The organism is Sphaerisporangium siamense (assembly GCF_014205275.1).
Classification (GTDB): domain Bacteria; phylum Actinomycetota; class Actinomycetes; order Streptosporangiales; family Streptosporangiaceae; genus Sphaerisporangium; species Sphaerisporangium siamense.
On record NZ_JACHND010000001.1, the window covers coordinates 8,231,547 to 8,249,788 of the forward strand.

At 71.5% G+C, this 18,242-nt stretch carries 17 protein-coding genes; 4 read left to right on the forward strand and 13 right to left on the reverse strand.

The features are described from left to right. The first annotated feature begins 43 nt into the window (after positions 1 to 43). A complete protein-coding gene (locus BJ982_RS37095) occupies positions 44 to 1,363 on the forward strand; it encodes a UDP-glucose dehydrogenase family protein (RefSeq protein ID WP_184887935.1) in 1,320 nt (439 codons plus the stop codon). 73 nt (positions 1,364 to 1,436) lie between these two features. Here BJ982_RS37095 and purE read toward each other — a convergent pair whose 3' ends face one another. The 3 genes from purE to BJ982_RS37110 are packed head-to-tail and all read right to left on the reverse strand — an operon-like array spanning position 1,437 to position 4,099. After that, complete coding sequence (gene purE / locus BJ982_RS37100) at positions 1,437 to 1,919, reverse strand: 5-(carboxyamino)imidazole ribonucleotide mutase (RefSeq protein WP_184889917.1); 483 nt, start codon at positions 1,917 to 1,919, stop codon at positions 1,437 to 1,439. A 38-nt stretch (positions 1,920 to 1,957) separates the two neighbouring features. Then, a complete protein-coding gene (locus BJ982_RS37105) occupies positions 1,958 to 3,127 on the reverse strand; it encodes a 5-(carboxyamino)imidazole ribonucleotide synthase (RefSeq protein ID WP_275411658.1) in 1,170 nt (389 codons plus the stop codon). Positions 3,128 to 3,151: 24 nt separating this feature from the next. Further along, entirely contained in the window at positions 3,152 to 4,099 is a 948-nt protein-coding gene (locus BJ982_RS37110) for a DUF8094 domain-containing protein (protein WP_184887937.1), read from the reverse strand. 187 nt (positions 4,100 to 4,286) lie between these two features. Between BJ982_RS37110 and BJ982_RS37115 the strand changes: the two genes are divergently transcribed. Beyond that, complete coding sequence (locus tag BJ982_RS37115; RefSeq protein WP_184887939.1) at positions 4,287 to 4,925, forward strand: GtrA family protein; 639 nt, start codon at positions 4,287 to 4,289, stop codon at positions 4,923 to 4,925. Positions 4,926 to 4,929: 4 nt separating this feature from the next. On the opposite strand, the gene BJ982_RS37120 is transcribed toward BJ982_RS37115, so the two are convergent. From BJ982_RS37120 to BJ982_RS37155, 8 genes are all read right to left on the reverse strand, one after another. Beyond that, positions 4,930 to 6,201 (reverse strand): sensor histidine kinase, encoded by a 1,272-nt coding sequence (locus tag BJ982_RS37120; protein WP_184887941.1) that lies wholly within the window; start codon positions 6,199 to 6,201, stop codon positions 4,930 to 4,932. A gap of 11 nt (positions 6,202 to 6,212) precedes the next feature. Beyond that, complete coding sequence (locus BJ982_RS37125) at positions 6,213 to 6,881, reverse strand: response regulator transcription factor (RefSeq protein WP_030451323.1); 669 nt, start codon at positions 6,879 to 6,881, stop codon at positions 6,213 to 6,215. A gap of 206 nt (positions 6,882 to 7,087) precedes the next feature. Then, on the reverse strand, positions 7,088 to 7,573 hold the full coding sequence (bfr, locus tag BJ982_RS37130) for a bacterioferritin (protein WP_184608047.1): 486 nt from the start codon (positions 7,571 to 7,573) through the stop codon (positions 7,088 to 7,090). A gap of 15 nt (positions 7,574 to 7,588) precedes the next feature. Next, entirely contained in the window at positions 7,589 to 7,768 is a 180-nt protein-coding gene (locus BJ982_RS37135) for a (2Fe-2S)-binding protein (RefSeq protein WP_184608048.1), read from the reverse strand. Between the two features lie 110 nt (positions 7,769 to 7,878). Beyond that, positions 7,879 to 8,517 (reverse strand): MBL fold metallo-hydrolase, encoded by a 639-nt coding sequence (locus tag BJ982_RS37140; protein ID WP_239122685.1) that lies wholly within the window; start codon positions 8,515 to 8,517, stop codon positions 7,879 to 7,881. Beyond that, a complete protein-coding gene (locus BJ982_RS37145; RefSeq protein WP_184887943.1) occupies positions 8,514 to 9,599 on the reverse strand; it encodes an S-(hydroxymethyl)mycothiol dehydrogenase in 1,086 nt (361 codons plus the stop codon). Before BJ982_RS37145 ends, BJ982_RS37140 begins: the two co-directional genes overlap by 4 nt. Before the next feature lie 106 nt (positions 9,600 to 9,705). Continuing rightward, positions 9,706 to 10,218, reverse strand: coding sequence for a PH domain-containing protein (locus tag BJ982_RS37150; protein WP_184887945.1), 513 nt, complete (start codon positions 10,216 to 10,218; stop codon positions 9,706 to 9,708). 106 nt (positions 10,219 to 10,324) lie between these two features. After that, entirely contained in the window at positions 10,325 to 11,143 is an 819-nt protein-coding gene (locus BJ982_RS37155; protein WP_184887947.1) for a biotin--[acetyl-CoA-carboxylase] ligase, read from the reverse strand. A gap of 282 nt (positions 11,144 to 11,425) precedes the next feature. Between BJ982_RS37155 and BJ982_RS37160 the strand changes: the two genes are divergently transcribed. Both BJ982_RS37160 and fdhD read left to right on the forward strand, forming a co-directional pair. Next, entirely contained in the window at positions 11,426 to 13,639 is a 2,214-nt protein-coding gene (locus tag BJ982_RS37160; protein WP_184887949.1) for an FdhF/YdeP family oxidoreductase, read from the forward strand. After that, the gene (gene fdhD / locus BJ982_RS37165; protein ID WP_184887951.1) at positions 13,636 to 14,655 is read left to right on the forward strand and encodes a formate dehydrogenase accessory sulfurtransferase FdhD; all 1,020 of its coding nucleotides are present in this window, start codon (positions 13,636 to 13,638) and stop codon (positions 14,653 to 14,655) included. Before BJ982_RS37160 ends, fdhD begins: the two co-directional genes overlap by 4 nt. Positions 14,656 to 14,665: 10 nt before the next feature. Here the strand turns inward: fdhD and BJ982_RS37170 are convergent, their stop codons facing one another. Next, a complete protein-coding gene (locus tag BJ982_RS37170) occupies positions 14,666 to 15,334 on the reverse strand; it encodes an NYN domain-containing protein (RefSeq protein WP_184887953.1) in 669 nt (222 codons plus the stop codon). 125 nt (positions 15,335 to 15,459) lie between these two features. Beyond that, positions 15,460 to 18,189: a phosphoenolpyruvate carboxylase gene (locus BJ982_RS37175; RefSeq protein WP_184887955.1), complete on the reverse strand. Its 2,730-nt coding sequence runs from the start codon at positions 18,187 to 18,189 to the stop codon at positions 15,460 to 15,462. Between the last annotated feature and the right edge of the window lie 53 nt (positions 18,190 to 18,242).

Consider the following 18,242-nt stretch of genomic DNA (forward strand, 5'->3'; position numbering starts at 1 on the left):
GGTAAAGATGGGGTCGACACTGGAACATGGAAGGAGCACGCACGTGTCCTATCGCCTGACGGTCCTCGGGACCGGATACCTGGGTGCCACACACGCGGCGTGCATGGCCGCCCTGGGCTACGAGGTCCTCGCCCTGGACGTGGATCCCGGCAAGATAGCCCGCCTCTCCGCCGGAGAGCTCCCGATACACGAGCCCGGCCTGGAGGAACTGCTCCGGCAGGGCCTCGCGTCCGGGCGGCTCCGTTTCACCACCTCCTACCAGGAGGCCGCCGAGTTCGGCGACGTCCACTTCATCTGCGTCGGCACGCCGCAGAAGAAGGGCGAGTACGCGGCGGACGTCTCCTACCTGGACGCGGTCGCCGAGTCCCTGGCGCCGCACCTCACCCGCGAGTGCGTGGTCGTCGGCAAGTCGACCGTCCCCGTCGGCACGGCCCAGCGCCTGGCCGACAAGTTCGTCCGGCTCGCGCCCGCCGGGGAGCTGGTCGAGCTGGTCTGGAACCCCGAGTTCCTGCGCGAAGGATTCGCCGTGCAGGACACCATGCGCCCCGACCGCATCGTGCTCGGCGTCGTGTCCGACAAGGCGGAGAAGGTCATGCGGGACGTGTACGAGCCGATGCTGAGCGAGGGCACCCCGCTCGTCATCACCGACTTCCCCACCTCCGAGCTGGTCAAGGTCGCGGCGAACGCCTTCCTCGCCACCAAGATCTCCTTCATCAACGCCATGGCGGAGGTCTGCGAGGCCGCGCACGCCGACGTCAAGGACCTGTCGCTGGCGCTGTCCTTCGACGAGCGCATCGGCGGCCGGTTCCTCAACCCGGGGCTCGGGTTCGGCGGCGGCTGCCTGCCCAAGGACATCCGGGCGTTCATGGCTCGCGCGGGCGAGCTCGGCGCCGACCAGGCGCTGACGTTCCTGCGCGAGGTGGACGCCATCAACATGCGCCGCAGGGCCCGCATGGTGGACCTGGCCAGGGAGCTGGCCGGGGGGTCGTTCCGGGGCTGCTCGGTCGCGGTGCTCGGCGCGGCGTTCAAACCGAACTCCGACGACATCCGCGACTCGCCGGCGCTGGACGTCGCCGTCAAGATCCGCGAGCAGGGCGGGCAGGTCACGGTGTACGACCCGGTGGCCCTGGAGAACGCGCGCAGGGCCCATCCCGCCCTCGGGTTCGGTTCCTCGGCGCCGGACGCGGCGCGCGGCGCGCACGTCGTGCTGCTGCTGACCGAGTGGCAGGAGTTCATCGACCTCGACCCCGAGGAGCTCGGCGGGGTGGTGGCCGCGCGCAAGATCGTGGACGGCCGCAACGCCCTGGACGCCGAGACCTGGCGGGCCGCCGGCTGGCACTACCGCGCGCTCGGCCGCCCGTAGCCACGGGCATGGTGACGCCGTAGGGCCGCTCCGTTACGGAGTGGCCCTTTTCAACGTCATGCCGGAAATATCGCTACGCGCCCAGGTTCGACGCCTCGGCGCGCAGCCGCTCGCCCTTGGCGTACGCCTGCGCCTTGAGCGCGTCCTGGAACTCCGCCATCTTGCTCCGGAGCCCCTCGTCGGAGGCGGCCAGGACGCGCACGGCGAGCAGGCCCGCGTTGCGCGCGCCGCCGACCGCGACCGTGGCCACCGGCACCCCGGCCGGCATCTGGACGATCGACAGCAGGGAGTCCATTCCGTCCAGGTACTTCAGGGGCACGGGGACGCCGATCACCGGCAGCGGGGTGACCGAGGCGAGCATGCCCGGCAGGTGGGCGGCTCCCCCGGCCCCGGCGATGATCACCCGGAGCCCCCTCCCGGCGGCCCGCTCGCCGTAGTCGATCATCTCGCGCGGCATGCGGTGCGCCGAGACGACGTCCGCCTCGAAGGGCACGCCGAACTCGGCCAGGGCCTCGGCGGCGAGCCGCATGACCGGCCAGTCGGAATCACTGCCCATCACGATGCCGACCAGGGGGCCGGCCACAGGCGCGGCGCTCACACGTACTCCCCGGTGGCGAGGTGGACGGCGGCGTGCCGCGCCCGGGCGCGCACCTCGTCCAGGTCGGTGCCGAGCGCGGTGACGTGCCCGATCTTTCGGCCCGGACGGACCTCCTTGCCGTAGAAGTGGATCTTCACGCCGGGGTCGTGCGCCATGACGTGCTCGTAGCGGCGGAAGACGTCGGGGTCGGCGCCGCCGAGCAGGTTGGCCATGACCACGACGGGCGCGGCGGGCGCGGGCGAGCCGAGCGGGAGGTCGAGGACGGCGCGCAGGTGCTGCTCGAACTGCGAGGTGCGGGCGCCCTCGATCGTCCAGTGGCCGCTGTTGTGCGGGCGCATGGCCAGCTCGTTCACCACGAACCCGCCGCCGGGGAGCTGGAACATCTCGACGGCCAGCAGGCCGGTCACCCCCAGCTCGTTGGCGATCTTGAGGGCGACGTGCTGGGCGTGGGCCGCGTGCTCGGGGTCCAGGCCGGGGGCGGGGGCGATGACCTCGACGCAGATGCCGTCCCGCTGGACGGTCTCGACGACGGGGTAGCTGACGCCCTGGCCGTGCGGCGAGCGGGCGACCAGCACGGCGACCTCGCGCTCGAACGGCACGAACGCCTCGGCGATCAGTTCGGTGCCGGAGGCGAGCACCTCCGCGGCGTCGGCGGCCGACTCGCAGACCCACACGCCCCGGCCGTCGTACCCGCCGCGCGCGGCCTTGAGCACGACCGGCCAGCCGTGCTCCGCGCCGAAGCCCTCGACGTCCGCGGCGGAGGCCACGCGGGCCCAGGCCGGGCAGGGCGCGCCGATCGCGGTCAGGCGCTCGCGCATGACCGCCTTGTCCTGGGCGTGCACCAGGGCGGCCGCGCCCGGCCGTACGGCGACGCCGCCGGCGGCGAGCGCCTCGATGTGGCCGGTCGGCACGTGCTCGTGATCGAAGGTGATCACGTCGCAGCCCTCGGCGAAGGCGCGCAGCGCGCCGAGGTCGCGGTAGTCGCCGAGCCTGGTGTCCGCGATCACCCGCGCGGCGCTCTCGTCGAAGGAGTTGGCGAGCACGCGCAGGTCGACGCCGAGCGCGATGGCGGCCTGCTGCGTCATGCGGGCGAGCTGGCCCGCTCCCACCATGCCGACGACGGGCCCGGTGGGAGGTACCACCCTCCTGGTCACATCACTGGTCACAAGCCCAAACCCTACCGAGAGCTTTCAGGTGGCCGTGATGTCGGCCAGCGACCTGCGCATGCCGACGGTCCGCATCGTCCCGTCGCCGTCGGCCTCGGTGGCCAGGACGATCAGCTCGGTGGCGGTGAGGGTCTTCGCGTGGGCCTTTCCGGTGAAGTCGCGTACGGCGGCGGCGCCGAAGAGGGGGTGGTCCACCTCGCCGCCGCGGCCCCGCTGCCGGTAGGTGATCGTGAGGGCGTGGAAGACCAGCGCCCCGCCGCCCTCCAGGGCCAGGGCCCGGGTCTCGCCGGGCACGAGCCGGACGTCCACGTCCAGCCGGTCGGGCCGCACGCGCGCGGGTTTCTCCGCCAGCTCGTCGCGCAGCCGGGTGACCGCGTCCTTCGCGGCGAACCGGACGCCGCTCAGCCCGGCCGGGTCGGCCAGGTAGGCCAGGTGCTTCTGCGGCACGAGCCGGGCGCGCAGGCCGTCCTCCGGGTCGTCGGCGGGCACGGCGCGGACGGTCTCGGCGGCGTCCAGCCGGGGCGCGTCCCGGGTGAGGGGGATCGGGCCGTACGCCAGCCGCCAGGCGTCCTGCTCCTGGGCGAACAGGAAGTAGGCGGGGTCGGGCTCGTGGGCGAGGGCGGCGGCCCAGGGCGGGTCGCCGGGCCGGTCGGGGACGTAGTAGTCGGCGTCCTCGTAGGCGAAGGAGGCGGGAGCCGGACGGCCGTTCCGGGTCGCCCGGCAGGCACGGCCGGCCAGCTCGCTCTCCGCCGCGGCCGTCAGGGCGGCGACCTCGGCGCAGTCCCGCGAGGCCCAGGCGTCACGGAGCCGCGTGAGCAGGCCGAACGCCGCGGCCGCTTCGTCGACGCCGATCGTGGGCGGCGCCGGGCGGGCGAGGGTCGGCGCGCCGGTGGGCGGTCCGTCCCCCTGGGCGCCACAGCCGGTGAGGAGGAGGACGACGCCGATCGCCGGAGCGGCCATGCGACGCAGCACGCTGGGAGCCACCTTCCCGGGCACTCCATTGCCGTTCGCGGCGCAGCCTAGCGCATCACCCCGGTTACAGGCCGTTAAATCGGCATATTTCAGTAAATAGTCGCTATGGGGAGGTCTTGGGACCTCGCCCCCACCACGCCCCCGCACCGGTAACCTGAAGGGGTTTTCGACCCCAGAGAGGACCGTTGTGCAGCTCATCCGTCGCCTGTATGACAGGTTCTCCTCGCTGGTCCACGAGCTCGCCAAGTTCGGCGTGGTCGGCGCCGTCGCCTTCGTGATCGACCTCGGCGGCACCAACCTCATGCGGTACGGCGCCGAGCAGGGACCACTGGCCTCCAAGACCATCGCCACCGTCGTGGCGGCCACGTTCGCCTACCTCGCCAACCGGTTCTGGACCTGGCGGCACCGCGAGAAGTCCGGCCTGGCGCGCGAGTACTTCCTGTTCTTCGTGCTCAACGGCATCGGCCTGCTGATCTCGCTGCTGATCATCGGCTTCGTCGAGTACACGCTGAACTGGCGCGACCCGCTGAGCTACAACATCTCGCTCGTCATCGGCACGGCGCTCGGCACGCTGTTCCGCTTCTGGTCCTACAAGAAGTGGGTGTTCCTGCCGCCGGAGCTGCCCCCCGTGGACCCGCACACCGGCCTTCCCCAGGCCGGCGACGGCCCGCAGACCCCGTCCGCCCCCCGCCCCTCCAGGGTCAGCGCCCCGTTCCCGACCACGACGCTGCCGCCGCAGAGCCGCAACGGCTCGACACCCCACGGCACCACCCCGCGCAACAACCCCGGCGGAGCCGCGTTCTCGCCGACGTCCGCCCGCGACTGACGGCTCAGGCGGGCCCGCTCACCACGCGGTGGCGCGCCGGGTCGCCGGCGGGCCGCAGGAACAGCGCGAACACCGCGGGACGCGACCGGACCAGCTCCAGGCGCCCGCCGTCGGAGGCGGTCAGCGCCCGCGCCAGCGTCAGCCCTAGCCCCGTCCCCCCGGCCCCGCTCACGTTGCGGTCGAACACCCGGGCGCGCAGGCGCTCGGGAATGCCCTCCCCCTGGTCGGCGACCTCGATCACGATGGACCTTTCCGAGCTGCCCGTCGTGATCGTCACCGTCCCCGCGCCGTGCTCCAGGGAGTTCTCCAGCAGGGTCGAGACGACCTGGCTCAGGCCGCCCTTGCTGACCATGGCGCACAGGCCGCGGTCGCCGTCGAGGTGGAGCGCGCGCCTGGACCTGCGGAAGGCCGGCTCCCACTCGGTGATCTGCTGGCACAGCACCTCGTCGAGCGAGATCGCCTCCGCCTGGGCATGGCGCTGCCGGCGAGCGGCGGCCAGCAGCTCGTCGATCACGGCCGTGAGCCGCTCCGCCTGGACGATGGCCGCCTCCCCCTCCTCGCGGACGATCACCGGCTGGTCCGCCGCGGCCACGATCTCTTCGAGCCGCATGGTCAGGCCGGTCAGCGGCGTGCGGAGCTGATGGGACGCGTCCGTGGCGAACTCGCGTTCGCGGCTCAGCAGCTCGGCGAGCCGCGTGGCGCTGCGGTCCAGCACCTCGGCGACCCTGTCGAGCTCGGGGATGCCGTACCGGTGCCGGCTCGGCCTGGCCTCGCCGGACCCCAGCCGCTCCGCGATCCTCCCCAGGTCCAGGAGCGGCAGGGTGAGACGGCGCGACTGGACGACGGCCAGCGACACCGCGACCGCGAGGGCCAGCCCGGCCAGGGCCACGATGAGCATGAGCCATCCCCGGATGTTCCGCTCCACGTGCGCGCGGTCTCGGGATATCCGGACATAGACCCCGCTCTCCGAGTGGGCCTCCTCGGTCATCTGCCGGTCGGGCGGCGGCTCCGTTCCGACGACGACGGTCGGGCTGTTGCGGATGAAGATCTGGACGTACCTGTTCGGGTACTGCCGCTGCAGTTCCTCGGGATCGATCGGCCGATCCTCGATTCTGGCGTATTCCACCTGGCTGAGCAGCAGCGTCGCCTGTGCTCTGAGCTGCTGGACCGCCTCGTCGTCGATGAGGCGGGTGACCACCAGCCCGAGTGGGACGCCCAGGAGCAGGACCGCGATGGCCGCGACCATCAAGGTCGACGACAGCAACCTACGGCGCATCTAGCTGTGTGCTATTCGCGCTCGAATCGGAAGCCGACTCCTCGAACGGTGGTGATGTAGCGCGGCTTGGCGGCGTCGTCCCCCAGCTTGCGCCGCAGCCACGAGATGTGCATGTCGAGCGTCTTGGTCGAACCCCACCAGTTGGTGTCCCACACCTCGCGCATGATCTGCTCGCGGGTGACGACCTTGCCGGCGTCACGCACGAGCACACGCAGGAGGTCGAACTCCTTGGTGGTCAGGTGCAGCTCCTTGTCTCCCATCCAGGCGCGCCGCGAGTCGGCGTCGATGCGCACGCCCTGGACCACCGGGGTCTCGGACGTGCCGCGCCGCAGCAGCGCTCGCACGCGGGCGAGCAGCTCGGCGAGCCGGAAGGGCTTGGTGACATAATCATCGGCTCCCGCGTCGAGGCCGACAACGGTGTCGACCTCGTCGACGCGAGCCGTCAGGATGAGCACGGGCGTGCCGTGCCCTTCGGCGCGAATACGGCGGGCGACCTCAAGGCCGTCCATCTCCGGAAGTCCCAGATCGAGCACGATGAGATCGACGCCCCCGGACAGAGCCCTCTCCAGGGCCTGCGGGCCATCGGGGCTCACCTCCACCTGGTAGCCCTCTCGGCGCAAGGCACGCGCCAGGGGCTCGGAGATCGAGGTGTCATCCTCGGCGAGAAGTACGCAGGTCATAAAGCGATCGTAGGACCTTAGGCGATCGTTTCCCGGGTACAGCGCGCGGTTTGACTCGTCGTTGACCCACCAATTGACCTGGGCAAAGACGGCGAAACCTGGATGAGCCCGCCCGCAGCGACCTGACGTCCCCGCAGTCTCTTCAGTACCCTCCGCAACGGGTTCGACACGCCGGGGATTCACCCCGGCGGCCGACCGGGGGAGGACTAGTCGCTGGAGCTCGGCGGCTCGGCGAAGCGCTGGAGGTACAAACCTTCGCCCAGCGTGGCGAGCAGCTCCAGCTCGGTCTCCAGGTAGTCGATGTGGTGCTCCTCGTCCTCCAGGATCTTCTCGAAGATGCGGGCGGAGGTCGTGTCGCCCCGCTCGCGCATGAGCTGGATCCCCGGACGCAGGCGCGCGACCACGCCCAGCTCCAGCTGGAGGTCGGCTTCGAGCTGCTCCTTGACGGTCTGCCCGATGTGCAGCGTGCCGAGCTTCTGGTAGTTGGGCAGGCCTTCCAGGAAGAGGATGCGATCGGTCAGCACCTCGGCGTGGCGCATCTCGTCGATCGATTCCGAGCGCGTGAACGACGCCAGCTTCGTGTAGCCCCAGTTCTCCTGCATCTTGGCGTGCAGGAAGTACTGGTTGATGGCGGTGAGCTCGGAGGTGAGCTGCTCGTTCAGCAGGCCGATGATGTCCTTGTCCCCCTGCATGGGCGAATCCTCATTTCACGCGGTTACGGCGAGCTCCGTAGGACGGTTCAGGATCGCACAAATCTTACGGACGCACGTCGCGCAATCCTTGCCGGCGCCCGTGATGTCGCGGACCTGGCGAGCCGTCTTCGCACCTGCGGCTATGCAGGCGTGAACCTCGTTCTCCGTCACAGCCTGACAGATGCACACGTACATGAGCGAAACGCCTCTCGGGACGCAGGGGGAAGTAGGTAAGGCTCACCTTAACTCAGCAAGGTTAGGCTTGCCTATGTGACGTATCCCCTATTCGGGTCCCGTAAGGAGGGTCAGTGACCTCGGGCGATCCATTCCTCCAGGTCGGGCGCCTCGGCCCCGATGGTGGTCGTGTCGCCGTGCCCGGTGCGCACCACCGTCTCCGGCGGCAGGACCAGCAGCCGGTCCCGGATCGAGTCGATGATCGTCCCGAACGAGGAGTACGACCGCCCGGTCGCCCCCGGGCCGCCGGAGAACAGCGTGTCGCCGGTGAAGACCGTGCCGAGGCCGGGGGCGTACAGGCTGACCGCCCCCGGCGCGTGGCCCGGCGTGTGCAGGACGCGCAGCTCCACGCCCGCGACCTCGATCACCTGGCCGTCGTGCAACGGCTCGAACCTCCGCTCAGGGCCGTACACCATGCGCCACAGGACCTCGTCGCCCGGGTGCAGGAGGATCGGCGCGCCCGTGGCGTCGGACAGCTCCCCGGCGGCGTTGACGTGGTCGTTGTGCCCGTGCGTACAGACGATCGCCGTCAGGCGACGGTCCCCCACGGCCGCGGCGATGGCCCGCGCGTCGTGCGCCGCGTCGATCACGACCACCTCGCGCCCGTCGCCGACCAGCCACACGTTGTTGTCGACGTCCCAGCTCCCGCCGTCCAGCGTGAACGTCCCCGAGGTGACCAGGCGCTCGACCGTCACCGGGCCGTCGCTCACAGGACCACCACCGAGCGCAGCACCTCGCCGCGGTGCATCTTGCCGAAGGCCTCCTCGACCTGGTCCAGCTCGATGGTCTCGGAGACGAACCCGTCGAGGTTCAGCCGTCCCTGCAGGTAGAGGTCGATCAGCATCGGGAAGTCGCGGCTCGGCAGGCAGTCGCCGTACCAGGACGACTTGAGCGACCCGCCGCGGCCGAAGACGTCCAGCAGCGGGAGCTCCAGGGTCATGTCCGGGGTCGGCACGCCGACCAGCACGACCGTCCCGGCCAGGTCGCGCGCGTAGAACGCCTGCTTGTAGGTCTCCGGCCGGCCGACCGCGTCGATCACGACGTCGGCGCCGTGGCCGCCGGTCAGCTCGCGGATCGCCTCCACCGGGTCGGTGGTCTTGGAGTTGATCGTGTGCGTGGCGCCGAACTGGCCGGCCTGGCCGAGCTTGCGGTCGTCGATGTCCACCGCGATGACCTTCGAGGCGCCCGCCAGCGACGCGCCGAGGATCGCGGCGTCGCCCACGCCGCCGCAGCCGATCACCGCCACCGAGTCGCCGCGGGTCACGCCGCCGGTGTTGAGCGCGGCGCCGAGACCGGCCATCACGCCGCACCCGAGCAGCCCCGCCACCGCGGGGCGGGCGTCCGGATCCACCTTGGTGCACTGCCCGGCGGCCACCAGCGTCTTGGACGCGAACGCGCCGATGCCGAGCGCGGGGCTGAGCGGCGTGCCGTCCTCCAGGGTCATCTTCTGCGTGGCGTTGTGCGTGGCGAAGCAGTACCACGGACGGCCGCGCAGGCAGGCGCGGCAGTTTCCGCAGACGGCGCGCCAGTTGAGGATCACGTAGTCGCCCGGCGCGACCTGCGTGACACCTGGCCCCACCGCCGACACGACGCCCGCCGCCTCGTGCCCGAGCAGGAAGGGGAAGTCGTCGTTGATGCCGCCCTCGCGGTAGTGCAGGTCGGTGTGGCACACCCCGCACGCCTGCACGTCCACCACCGCCTCACCCGGCCCGGGGTCGGGGACGATCACCGTGCGCAGCGACACCGGCTCACCCTTGGCGGCGGCGACCACACCCTGGACTTCGTACGGCATTCCTGCTCCCTCTCTCGCACACTGCACCCACCCGCCGGTGGCGGACACGCCCTCACGGACCCGTGCGGGCACGCCGGTCTGACACGTTACGCCACCCCGGCGCCGCTCACTTCCCGTCGATCTCCCCGTCGGAGGCGTCCTCGACTAGCCGGAACAGCTCCGCGCGCACCGTCTGGATCCTCGGGATGTCCCTGAGCACGATCTCGCCCTTGTCGGAGGCCGACTCCACCACGAGCGTGCCGCAGCGGAGCAGCCGCTCGACGAACGTCTGGTCGGAGCTCACGCTGTTGACCTTGGCCAGCGGGATGTCGTCGGTGGACTTGTTCAGAATGCCGGTGCTGATGTTGAAGCGATGGGTGCTGAGCGTGTACGAGGTCGTCTTCCAGCGCAGGTACGGGATGAACGACCAGAGGATCAGCGCCACCACGGACACGACGGCGACCGCCAGCCACGCGAAACGGACGTACTCGTAGTCGGTCGGGATATAGAGGAACGCCAGGCTGGAGGCCGCCACGACGAGAAGCAGCGCGAGGAACGGGACGACGAGCCGCTTCCAGTGCGGGTGGAACGAGTGGATGACCCGCTCGCCGGTCGTCAGGTGGTGTTCAGGGAGACCCATGGGGCAAATCGTGGCACGACGATCAGCCCCGCGTCTGCCCCATGCCGGCACCCCGCCGATCTTGGCGTTCCTCTTGGCCGCGCCTTGACGCGCGGCCCGCGAAAGGTCAGGTGCGGCGCACGTGGACGACGTCGCCCGCGCTCAGCGCGCGCTCCTCACCGTCCGCCTCGACGAGCAGGTGGCCGAGGGCGTCCACGCCCGTGGCCCGGCCCGTGAGGACGCGCTCGCCGGGCAGCTCCACCCGGACGTCCTGACCCACGGTCGCGCTCATGCCGAGGTAGGCGGCGCGCAGCCCGCAGGCGTCCGCGTCACCCCCGGCCGCCGCCCACTCGCGGTAGTGGGTCTCGACCTCGCGCAGCACCGCGCGGATCAGCGGGTCGCGGTCGGCGCACTCGGCGTCCTCCAGCACCAGGGAGGTCGCGGTGGGAACGGGCAGTTCGTCCTCCCGCACCGAGACGTTCAGCCCCATGCCGATCACCACGGCGCCCTCGACCCGCTCGGCGAGCACCCCGGCCAGCTTGCGCTCGCCGGCGAGCAGGTCGTTCGGCCATTTCAACCGGACGTCCACGCCCGCCACCCGGCGGACCGCCGACGCCGCCGCCATCCCCACCAGCAGCGGCAGCCAGCCCTGGCGGGCCGGGGGCGGCGAGGGCCGCAGCAGCAGCGAGAACGTCAGGCCCGAGCGCGCCGGCGCCGTCCACACCCGGCCGAGACGCCCGCGCCCCGCGAGCTGGACCTCGGCGATCAGCACGGCGCCCTCGCGCGCGCCGTCGCGGGCCGCCTGCGCCAGGTCGGCGTTGGTCGAGCCGGTGCGGTCCACGACGGTCAGCCGGGACCACAGGCCGTCCGGCCGGACGAGCGCGCGGGTCAGCGCCGCCTGCGACAACGGCGGCCGGTCGAGATCGGTGTACGGCGAGTCAAGCACGCGTCCATCCTCCCCCCTCCCGCGGAGTGGCGCGTCCCGCCTGCCGTCCGCGGTGCCGGAGACTACCGAACGACTACGGAGAGAGGACCGAACGACTACGGTACGGGGCCGCGACTTTGACTGTGGCTGACCAACCCGCCTCCGCGAGTGTCCCGGTTGCCGTGCCGCGCCCCCCCGGATCGTCAAAAGGGGACAAGGAGTGATGCTATGGGTAGACCGCACGAGTGAGGTCGGCGGACGGCCGGACGGCCGGGAGAACGGCTAGGAAACGGTGAGCCCTCGGTGAGCAAGCGACTGGACCCCCGGAACTGGGCGAGCTGGAAGCCCTTCGGCATCGGCGAGCGCAAGCCCAACAACTACCTCGAACTGTGGAAGGCGTTCCGCTCGGTCAAGGGCAACCGCCGCTACGCGTGGCGCATCCTGAACCAGGGCACGTGCGACGGCTGCGCGCTCGGCACCAAGGGCATGCGCGACTGGACCATGCCCGAGATCCACCTGTGCAACATCCGCCTGCGGCTGCTGAAGCTCAACACCATGCCCGCGCTCGACACCGGCGCGCTGGCCGACGTCGCCCCGCTGGCCGGCAAGAGCAGCGCGGCGCTGCGCGACCTCGGCCGCCTGCCGCACCCCATGCTGCGGCGCCGCGGCGAGCCCGGGTTCACCCGCGTGAGCTGGGACGAGGCCCTGGACCTCGCCGCCGGGCAGGTGCGCGACCGCCGGCTCGGGGTGTACCTGACCAGCCGGGGCATGCCCAACGAGAACTACTTCGCCGCGCAGAAGGCCGTGCGGGCGCTCGGCACCAACTCGATCGACAACGCCGCGCGCATCTGCCACTCGCCCTCGACGGTCGCGCTCAAGGAGACCATCGGCGCCGCCGCCACCACCTGCTCCTACACGGACTGGATCGGCTCCGACCTGATCGTCTTCGTCGGCTCCAACCCGTCCAACAACCAGCCGGTCGCGATGAAGTACCTGTACCACGCCAAGAAGGCGGGCACCCGTATCGCGATGGTCAACGCCTACCGCGAGCCGGGCATGGAGCGGTACTGGGTGCCGTCCAACGCCGAGTCCGCCCTGTTCGGCACCAAGATCACCGACCATTTCTTCGGCGTCAACGTCGGCGGCGACATCGGTTTCCTCAACGGCGTGCTCAAGCACCTGATTGAGAACGACTGGCTGGACAAGGCGTTCGTCGACGAGCACACCGCCGGCTTCGAGCAGGCGCGCGCCGCGGTGGCCGCGCAGTCCTGGGAGGAGCTGGAGGCGCTGAGCGGCGCCACCCGCGCCCAGATGTACGAGCTGGCCACGCTGCTGAGCGAGGCGAAGTCGGCCGTCCTGGTCTGGTCGATGGGCATCACCCAGCACACCTACGGCGAGGACAACGTCCGCGCCATCGTCAACCTCGCGCTGGCGCGCGGCTTCGTCGGGCGCGACAACTGCGGGCTCATGCCGATCCGCGGGCACAGCGGGGTGCAGGGCGGCGCCGAGATGGGCGCGTACGCGACCGGGCTGCCCGGCGGCCTGCCCGTCACGCCGGAGAACGCCGAGGCGTTCAGCCGGAAGTGGGGCTTCGAGGTGCCCACCACCCCCGGGCTGACCGCCACCGACATGATCGACGCCGCGCACGCGCGCGAGCTGGACGCGCTGATCTCCTCGGGCGGCAACTTCCTGGAGGTCCTCCCCGACCCGGAGTACTGCCGCGAGGCGCTGTCCCGGCTGTCGCTGCGCGTCCACATCGACATCGTCCTGTCCAGCCAGATGCTGGTGGAGTCCGAGGGCGACGTGCTGCTGCTCCCCGCGCAGACCCGGTACGAGATGGCGGGCGGGGTCACCGAGACCTCCACCGAGCGCCGCGTGATCTTCTCCCCGGAGATCGAGGGGCCGCGCGTCGGCGAGGCGTGGCCCGAGTGGAAGATCTTCACCGAGCTGGCCGCCCGCGCCCGGCCCGAGCTCGCCGACCGGGTGCGCTACCCCGGCGGCACGCCCGAGATCCGGCGCGACATCGAGGCCGCGGTGCCGTCCTACGCGGGCATCGCCGGGCTCGCCGAGTTCGGGGACAACGTGCAGTACGGCGGGCGGCACCTGTGCCCCGGCGGGCGCTTCCCCACCCCGGACGGCCTCGGCCGCTTCTCCGCCGTGGCGATCCCGGCGCTGGAACGGCCGGACGGCTCGTTCATGGTGGCCACGCGGCGCGGCAAGCAGTTCAACAGCATGGTCCACGAGCGGCGCGACGGCTTCAACGGCGCGACCCGCGAGGCCGTCCTGATCAGCCCCTACGACGCCGACCGGCTCGGACTGCCCGACGGCGAGCGGGTGGAGCTGACCGGGGCCGCGGGACGCTTCACCGGGCGCGTGCTGCGGGCCCCGCTGACCCCCGGCAACCTGCAGATCCACTGGCCCGAGGGCAACGTCCTGCTGGACGCCTCGCGCCGCTCCCCCGACGCCCGCATCCCCGACTACAACGCCGTGGTGACCCTCCGCAAGGCCGGCGCATGACCACCGGAGAACGCGCTCCCCACGCTCACCGGCCACCCCCGGAGGGCGCACGGGGAGCCGGCGCCCCCGGCCACCAGCGGACGGCCGCGCTCCCGCCCGCTTCGGAGGATGACGCCGAGACTCCGCTGCGATCGGCGGGCGGCGTACGTCCCGGGCCCACGACCCGGGTGCGGGTGCGCGAGGTGTCGGGGACGTCCGCGCGGGACCGGCGCGACGACCTCGCCACGGAGGAGCCGCTGGAGATCAGGATCACCGCGGGCGGCCGGACCCGCACCCTGGCCGTCACCATGCGCACTCCCGGCGCCGACTTCGAACTCGCCGCCGGCTTCCTCGCCGCCGAGGGCATCGTCCACCCCGATCCGCGGAACACCGTCACCTCGGCGGCCATCGCCTCGATCGCCTACTGCACGGACGAGGACCTCCCGCCGGAGGCGCGCTACAACACCGTGACGGTTCGCCTGGACAGCCCGGTGTTGCCTGAACTGCCCAACATGCACCGGCATTTCATGACGTCAAGCGCTTGCGGGGTCTGTGGCACGGCCAGCCTGGACGCCCTGCGCGCCCGCCAGGCCACCCTTCCCCGCACGACGCCCGCCTCTTTCCCGCCCGTCCCGGCCGAGACCCTGTACGAGCTGCCCCGGCGCCTGCGGAAGGCCCAGGGGATCTTCGGCAAGACCGGCGGCCTGCACGCCGCCGGCCTGTTCACCCCGGACGGCTCCCTGCTCGCCCTCCGCGAGGACGTCGGCCGCCACAACGCCGTGGACAAGCTGATCGGCTGGGCCCTCCTCTCGGGCCGCCTCCCGCTCACCTCCTCCATCCTCATGGTGAGCGGCCGCACCAGCTACGAGATCATGCAAAAGGCCCTCTCCGCCGGCCTCCCCATGGTCTGCGGCGTCTCGGCCCCCTCGTCCCTGGCCGTAGCCCTGGCCCACGACTTCGCCCTGACCCTCATCGGCTTCCTCAGAGAGGAACGCTTCAACATCTACACCGGCCAGGAACGGGTCATCACCCCATGAGCCGCCGCGCTCACGATTTCACGGCGTAGTTGGTGAGATCTCTCACCTGTTTGTACACGTCCGCGTCCAGCCAGTGACACCAGATGTTGGCCCCTGAGATCGCGAGACGCCTGGTGTGCGTGCGGTCACCGCTCCACGCCGCGACCTCTGGACGGGGCCCTCCCGTTCCACGCATGGAATCGACGATCTCCAGGGCGGGCTTGAGGTCTGTGTCCGTGGACATCAGAATGCCGACGTCATAACGGCCTTCCATCGCGAGCCTGACGAAATCAATGGCCAGCGCCACATCAATGCCCTTTTCCTGCGGTTTGTCCCCAGGTTGACAGCGATCAGGCCATCCGCGCGGATAGCGCAGACTCCGGGTGATGGGTTCGACCCGGGAGTCCGTCGCCCAGCTCCGGAGTTGACGCATACATGCGCCATACCCTTTGGGGTCGCGGTTCGCCGCGGGTCTGCCCCGGTAGACCCGGACCTCGACCAGTTCCCGCTGGTAGGGGCTGTTCTCGACCAACGCGCGACCGAGTCGGATGGGATGCACCTGCCCATACGTATGCGATGCCGCCACGCCAGGATGAAAGCAGGATCGGGCTCCTTTATAGACATTTTGGTAATCAAGGAACAGGATCACTCGATCGGCCACGATGCCCCAAAAAAAAATAATCCCCGCCAGTTCAGGCATGGCCCGAACGGCGGGGAGCAGTACCTTCTTTATAGAAGATTACTGGAGGCGAGGTCAACTCGCAGGCTGTTTCGCGACTCTCTGTTGGCCGATGGTTGACCAATCGTCACGAGGCACCGACCAGGTCAGCCGGTGTTCTGGAGGCCGGCGGCCACGCCGTTGACGGTGAGGAGGAGGAGGGTTTCCAGACGTTCGCGTTCGTCGTCGGGGAGGTCGTCGGGGGAGCGGAGGGAGGAGAGGGCGCGGAGTTGGAGGTGGGAGAGGGCGTCGACGTAGGGGTCGCGGAGTTGGACGGCCCGGGAGAGGACGCGCCTGCTCTCCAGCAGACGGGAGTGGCCGGTGACGGCCAGGACCAGCTCGCGGGTCAGGTCGTACTCGGCGAGGACCTGGTCGGCGAAGTCCTGGCGGCCGCCGAGGGCGAGGTAGCGGGCGGCGATCTGGCGGTCGGTCTTGGCCAGGGACATCTCGGCGTTGTCCAGGAGCGAGGCGAACAGCGGCCATTCGCGGTAGGCGCGCCGCAGTTCCTCGATGCCCGGCCCGATCTCGGGCCGCTCGTCCGGCCCGGCCTGGGGCCGCTCGGCGGTCCCCGAGTCGTCGGCGGTTCTCGTGGCGGCGAGGAGGCCGCTGCCGAGGCCGTACCAGCCGGGGAGGTTGACGCGCGTCTGGGCCCAGGCGAAGACCCAGGGGATGGCCCGCAGGTCGTCCAGGGACTTGGGAGCGCCGAGGCCGCGCCGGGCCGGGCGGGAGCCGAGGCGCAGGGAGCCGATCTCCTCCAGCGGGCTGACCAGGCCGAACCACTCGGGGAACCCGGGCGCCTCGGTCAGGGAGCGGTAGGCGCGCTCGGAGGCGGAGGCCACGCGTTCGGCCAGCAGGCGGTAGCGGGCCGCGGCGTCGCCTGTGCGGGCCTCGACCGAGGGGGTGGAGGCGAGCAGGACGGCGTTGGTGACCTGCTCGATGTGGCGCAGCGCGATGGCCGGGTGGCCGTACCGGGCGAAGATGACCTCGCCCTGCTCGGTGACCTTGAAGCGGCCCGCGACCGACCCGGGGGCCTGGGCGAGCACGGCGCGGTTGGCGGGGCCGCCGCCCCGGCCGAGCGCGCCGCCGCGGCCGTGGAAGAGCGTGAGACGGACGTCGTTGGCGAGCGCCCACGCGGCCAGCTCGGCCTGGGCGTCGTAGAGCTTGAGGGTGGCGGCGGCGGGGCCGAGCTCCTTGGCGGAGTCGGAGTAGCCGAGCATGACCTCCAGGCGCCGCCCGCCCTCGGCCAGGCGCCGCTGGACGGCGGGCAGGGCGAGCATGCCGGTGAGCACGTCCGCGGAGTTGGCCAGGTCCTCCCCGGACTCGAACAGGGGGACGACGTCGAGGACGGGCGCGCGGGCGCCGAGGGCGTGTTCGGCCAGCTCGTAGACGGCGGCGATGTCCTCGGAGGACCGGGTGAAGGACACGACGTAGCGGTGGCAGGCGCGGGGCCCGAAGCGCTCCTGGATCCAGGCGATCATACGGATCGTCGCCAGGACCTCCTCGGTGCGCTCGGAGGTCTTCCCCGCCCGGACCTCCTCAAGGGCGGTGGCGTGGACCTGGGAGTGCTGGCGGACCTCCAGCTCGGCGAGGTGGAACCCGAACGTCTCGACCTGCCAGATCAGGTGCTGCAGCTCGCCGTACGCCTGGCGCGCGGCACCGCCGGCGACCAGGGACGCCTGGCAGGCCCGCAGGTCGCGCAGGAGCTCCTCGGGCGAGCGGTAGGCGAGGTCGAGGTCGCGGCGGCGGGTCGCGGCGATGCGCGCGGCGACGAACAGCAGCCACTGGCGGTGCGGCTCGCCGGGCGCGCGGGTGGCCAGCTCGGAGGCCAGCTCGGGGTGGTCGTCGGCGGCCTGGGCGAGCAGGCCGGCGAGGTCCTGGCCCGGAGGGCCGTAGGTGGCGGCGACGGTGAGGGCGCGCCCGATGCGGGTGGCGGCGTTCTCCAGGGCGGTGAGCACGTGGTCGGCCTGGATGAGCACGGCCTCGCGGGTGACGCGGGCGGTGACGTTGGGGTTGCCGTCCCGGTCGCCGCCGATCCAGCTTCCGTAGCGGATGAACGCCCTGGCGCGGGGCTCGCGGGTGCCTGAGCCGCCGGCGAGCGCGGTGTCCAGGGCCCGGTAGACACGCGGGACCGTGCGGAACAGCGTCTCGTCGAAGGCGGACATGGCGGTGCGGACCTCGTCCAGCGGGTCCAGCTTGGTGTGCCGGAGCTGGGCCGTGCGCCACAGCAGGTCGATCTCTTCCAGCAGGCGGCGGCGGGCCTCCTGCCGTTCCTGGGCTCCGCGGTCGGGGGCGTTGTACTCGGCGAGCTGGGCGCTGACGCGCTGGATGGCCGTGGCGACCGCGCGGCGGCGGGCCTCGGTGGGGTGGGCGGTGAGCACGGGGCGGTATTCGAGGTCGGCGATGAGGCGGCTCAGCTCCTCGTCGCCGAGGTCGTGCTTCAGCTCGGCGACGGCCTGGGCCAGGGAGTCGGGCACGGTGGAGTCGCCGGTGTCCCTGGACCTCAGGATGCGGATCCTGTAGTGCTCCTCGGCGAGGTTGACGAGGTGGAAGTAGCAGGTGAAGGCCCGGGCGATCTGCACGCTGCGCTCGATCGGCCAGGCGGCGACCATGGCGGCCACCTCGTCCACGGAGACCTCTCGCCTGCGCGCGGCGATCACGGCTTTGCGGAGGCGTTCGACATCGGACAACAGATCGGGCCCGCCGTCCTCGGCGATCACCCGGCCCAACGACTCACCGAGCATGCGCACGTCGGCGCGCAGCTCGTCGGGCATCTCGGAGACGGCGCTGTTCCGTTCGGCGGAGGAACGGTCTGCCTGCTGGGATGCGGTGGCGGCCATAGCACGAAGGGTATCCATTCGCCGCCCGAGACCGGACACCGTCTCACCTATTG

Coding starts and splice junctions, on each gene's coding strand:
- BJ982_RS37150 (WP_184887945.1), bottom strand. CDS start 10,218: ATGGGTCTCCCTGAACACCACCTGACGACCGGCGAGCGGGTCATCCAC.
- BJ982_RS37135 (WP_184608048.1), bottom strand. CDS start 7,768: ATGTACGTGTGCATCTGTCAGGCTGTGACGGAGAACGAGGTTCACGCC.
- bfr (WP_184608047.1), bottom strand. CDS start 7,573: ATGCAGGGGGACAAGGACATCATCGGCCTGCTGAACGAGCAGCTCACC.
- BJ982_RS37145 (WP_184887943.1), bottom strand. CDS start 9,599: ATGCCGTACGAAGTCCAGGGTGTGGTCGCCGCCGCCAAGGGTGAGCCG.
- purE (WP_184889917.1), bottom strand. CDS start 1,919: ATGGGCAGTGATTCCGACTGGCCGGTCATGCGGCTCGCCGCCGAGGCC.
- fdhD (WP_184887951.1), top strand. CDS start 13,636: ATGACCACCGGAGAACGCGCTCCCCACGCTCACCGGCCACCCCCGGAG.
- BJ982_RS37175 (WP_184887955.1), bottom strand. CDS start 18,189: ATGGCCGCCACCGCATCCCAGCAGGCAGACCGTTCCTCCGCCGAACGG.
- BJ982_RS37125 (WP_030451323.1), bottom strand. CDS start 6,881: ATGACCTGCGTACTTCTCGCCGAGGATGACACCTCGATCTCCGAGCCC.
- BJ982_RS37120 (WP_184887941.1), bottom strand. CDS start 6,201: ATGCGCCGTAGGTTGCTGTCGTCGACCTTGATGGTCGCGGCCATCGCG.
- BJ982_RS37170 (WP_184887953.1), bottom strand. CDS start 15,334: ATGCCTGAACTGGCGGGGATTATTTTTTTTTGGGGCATCGTGGCCGAT.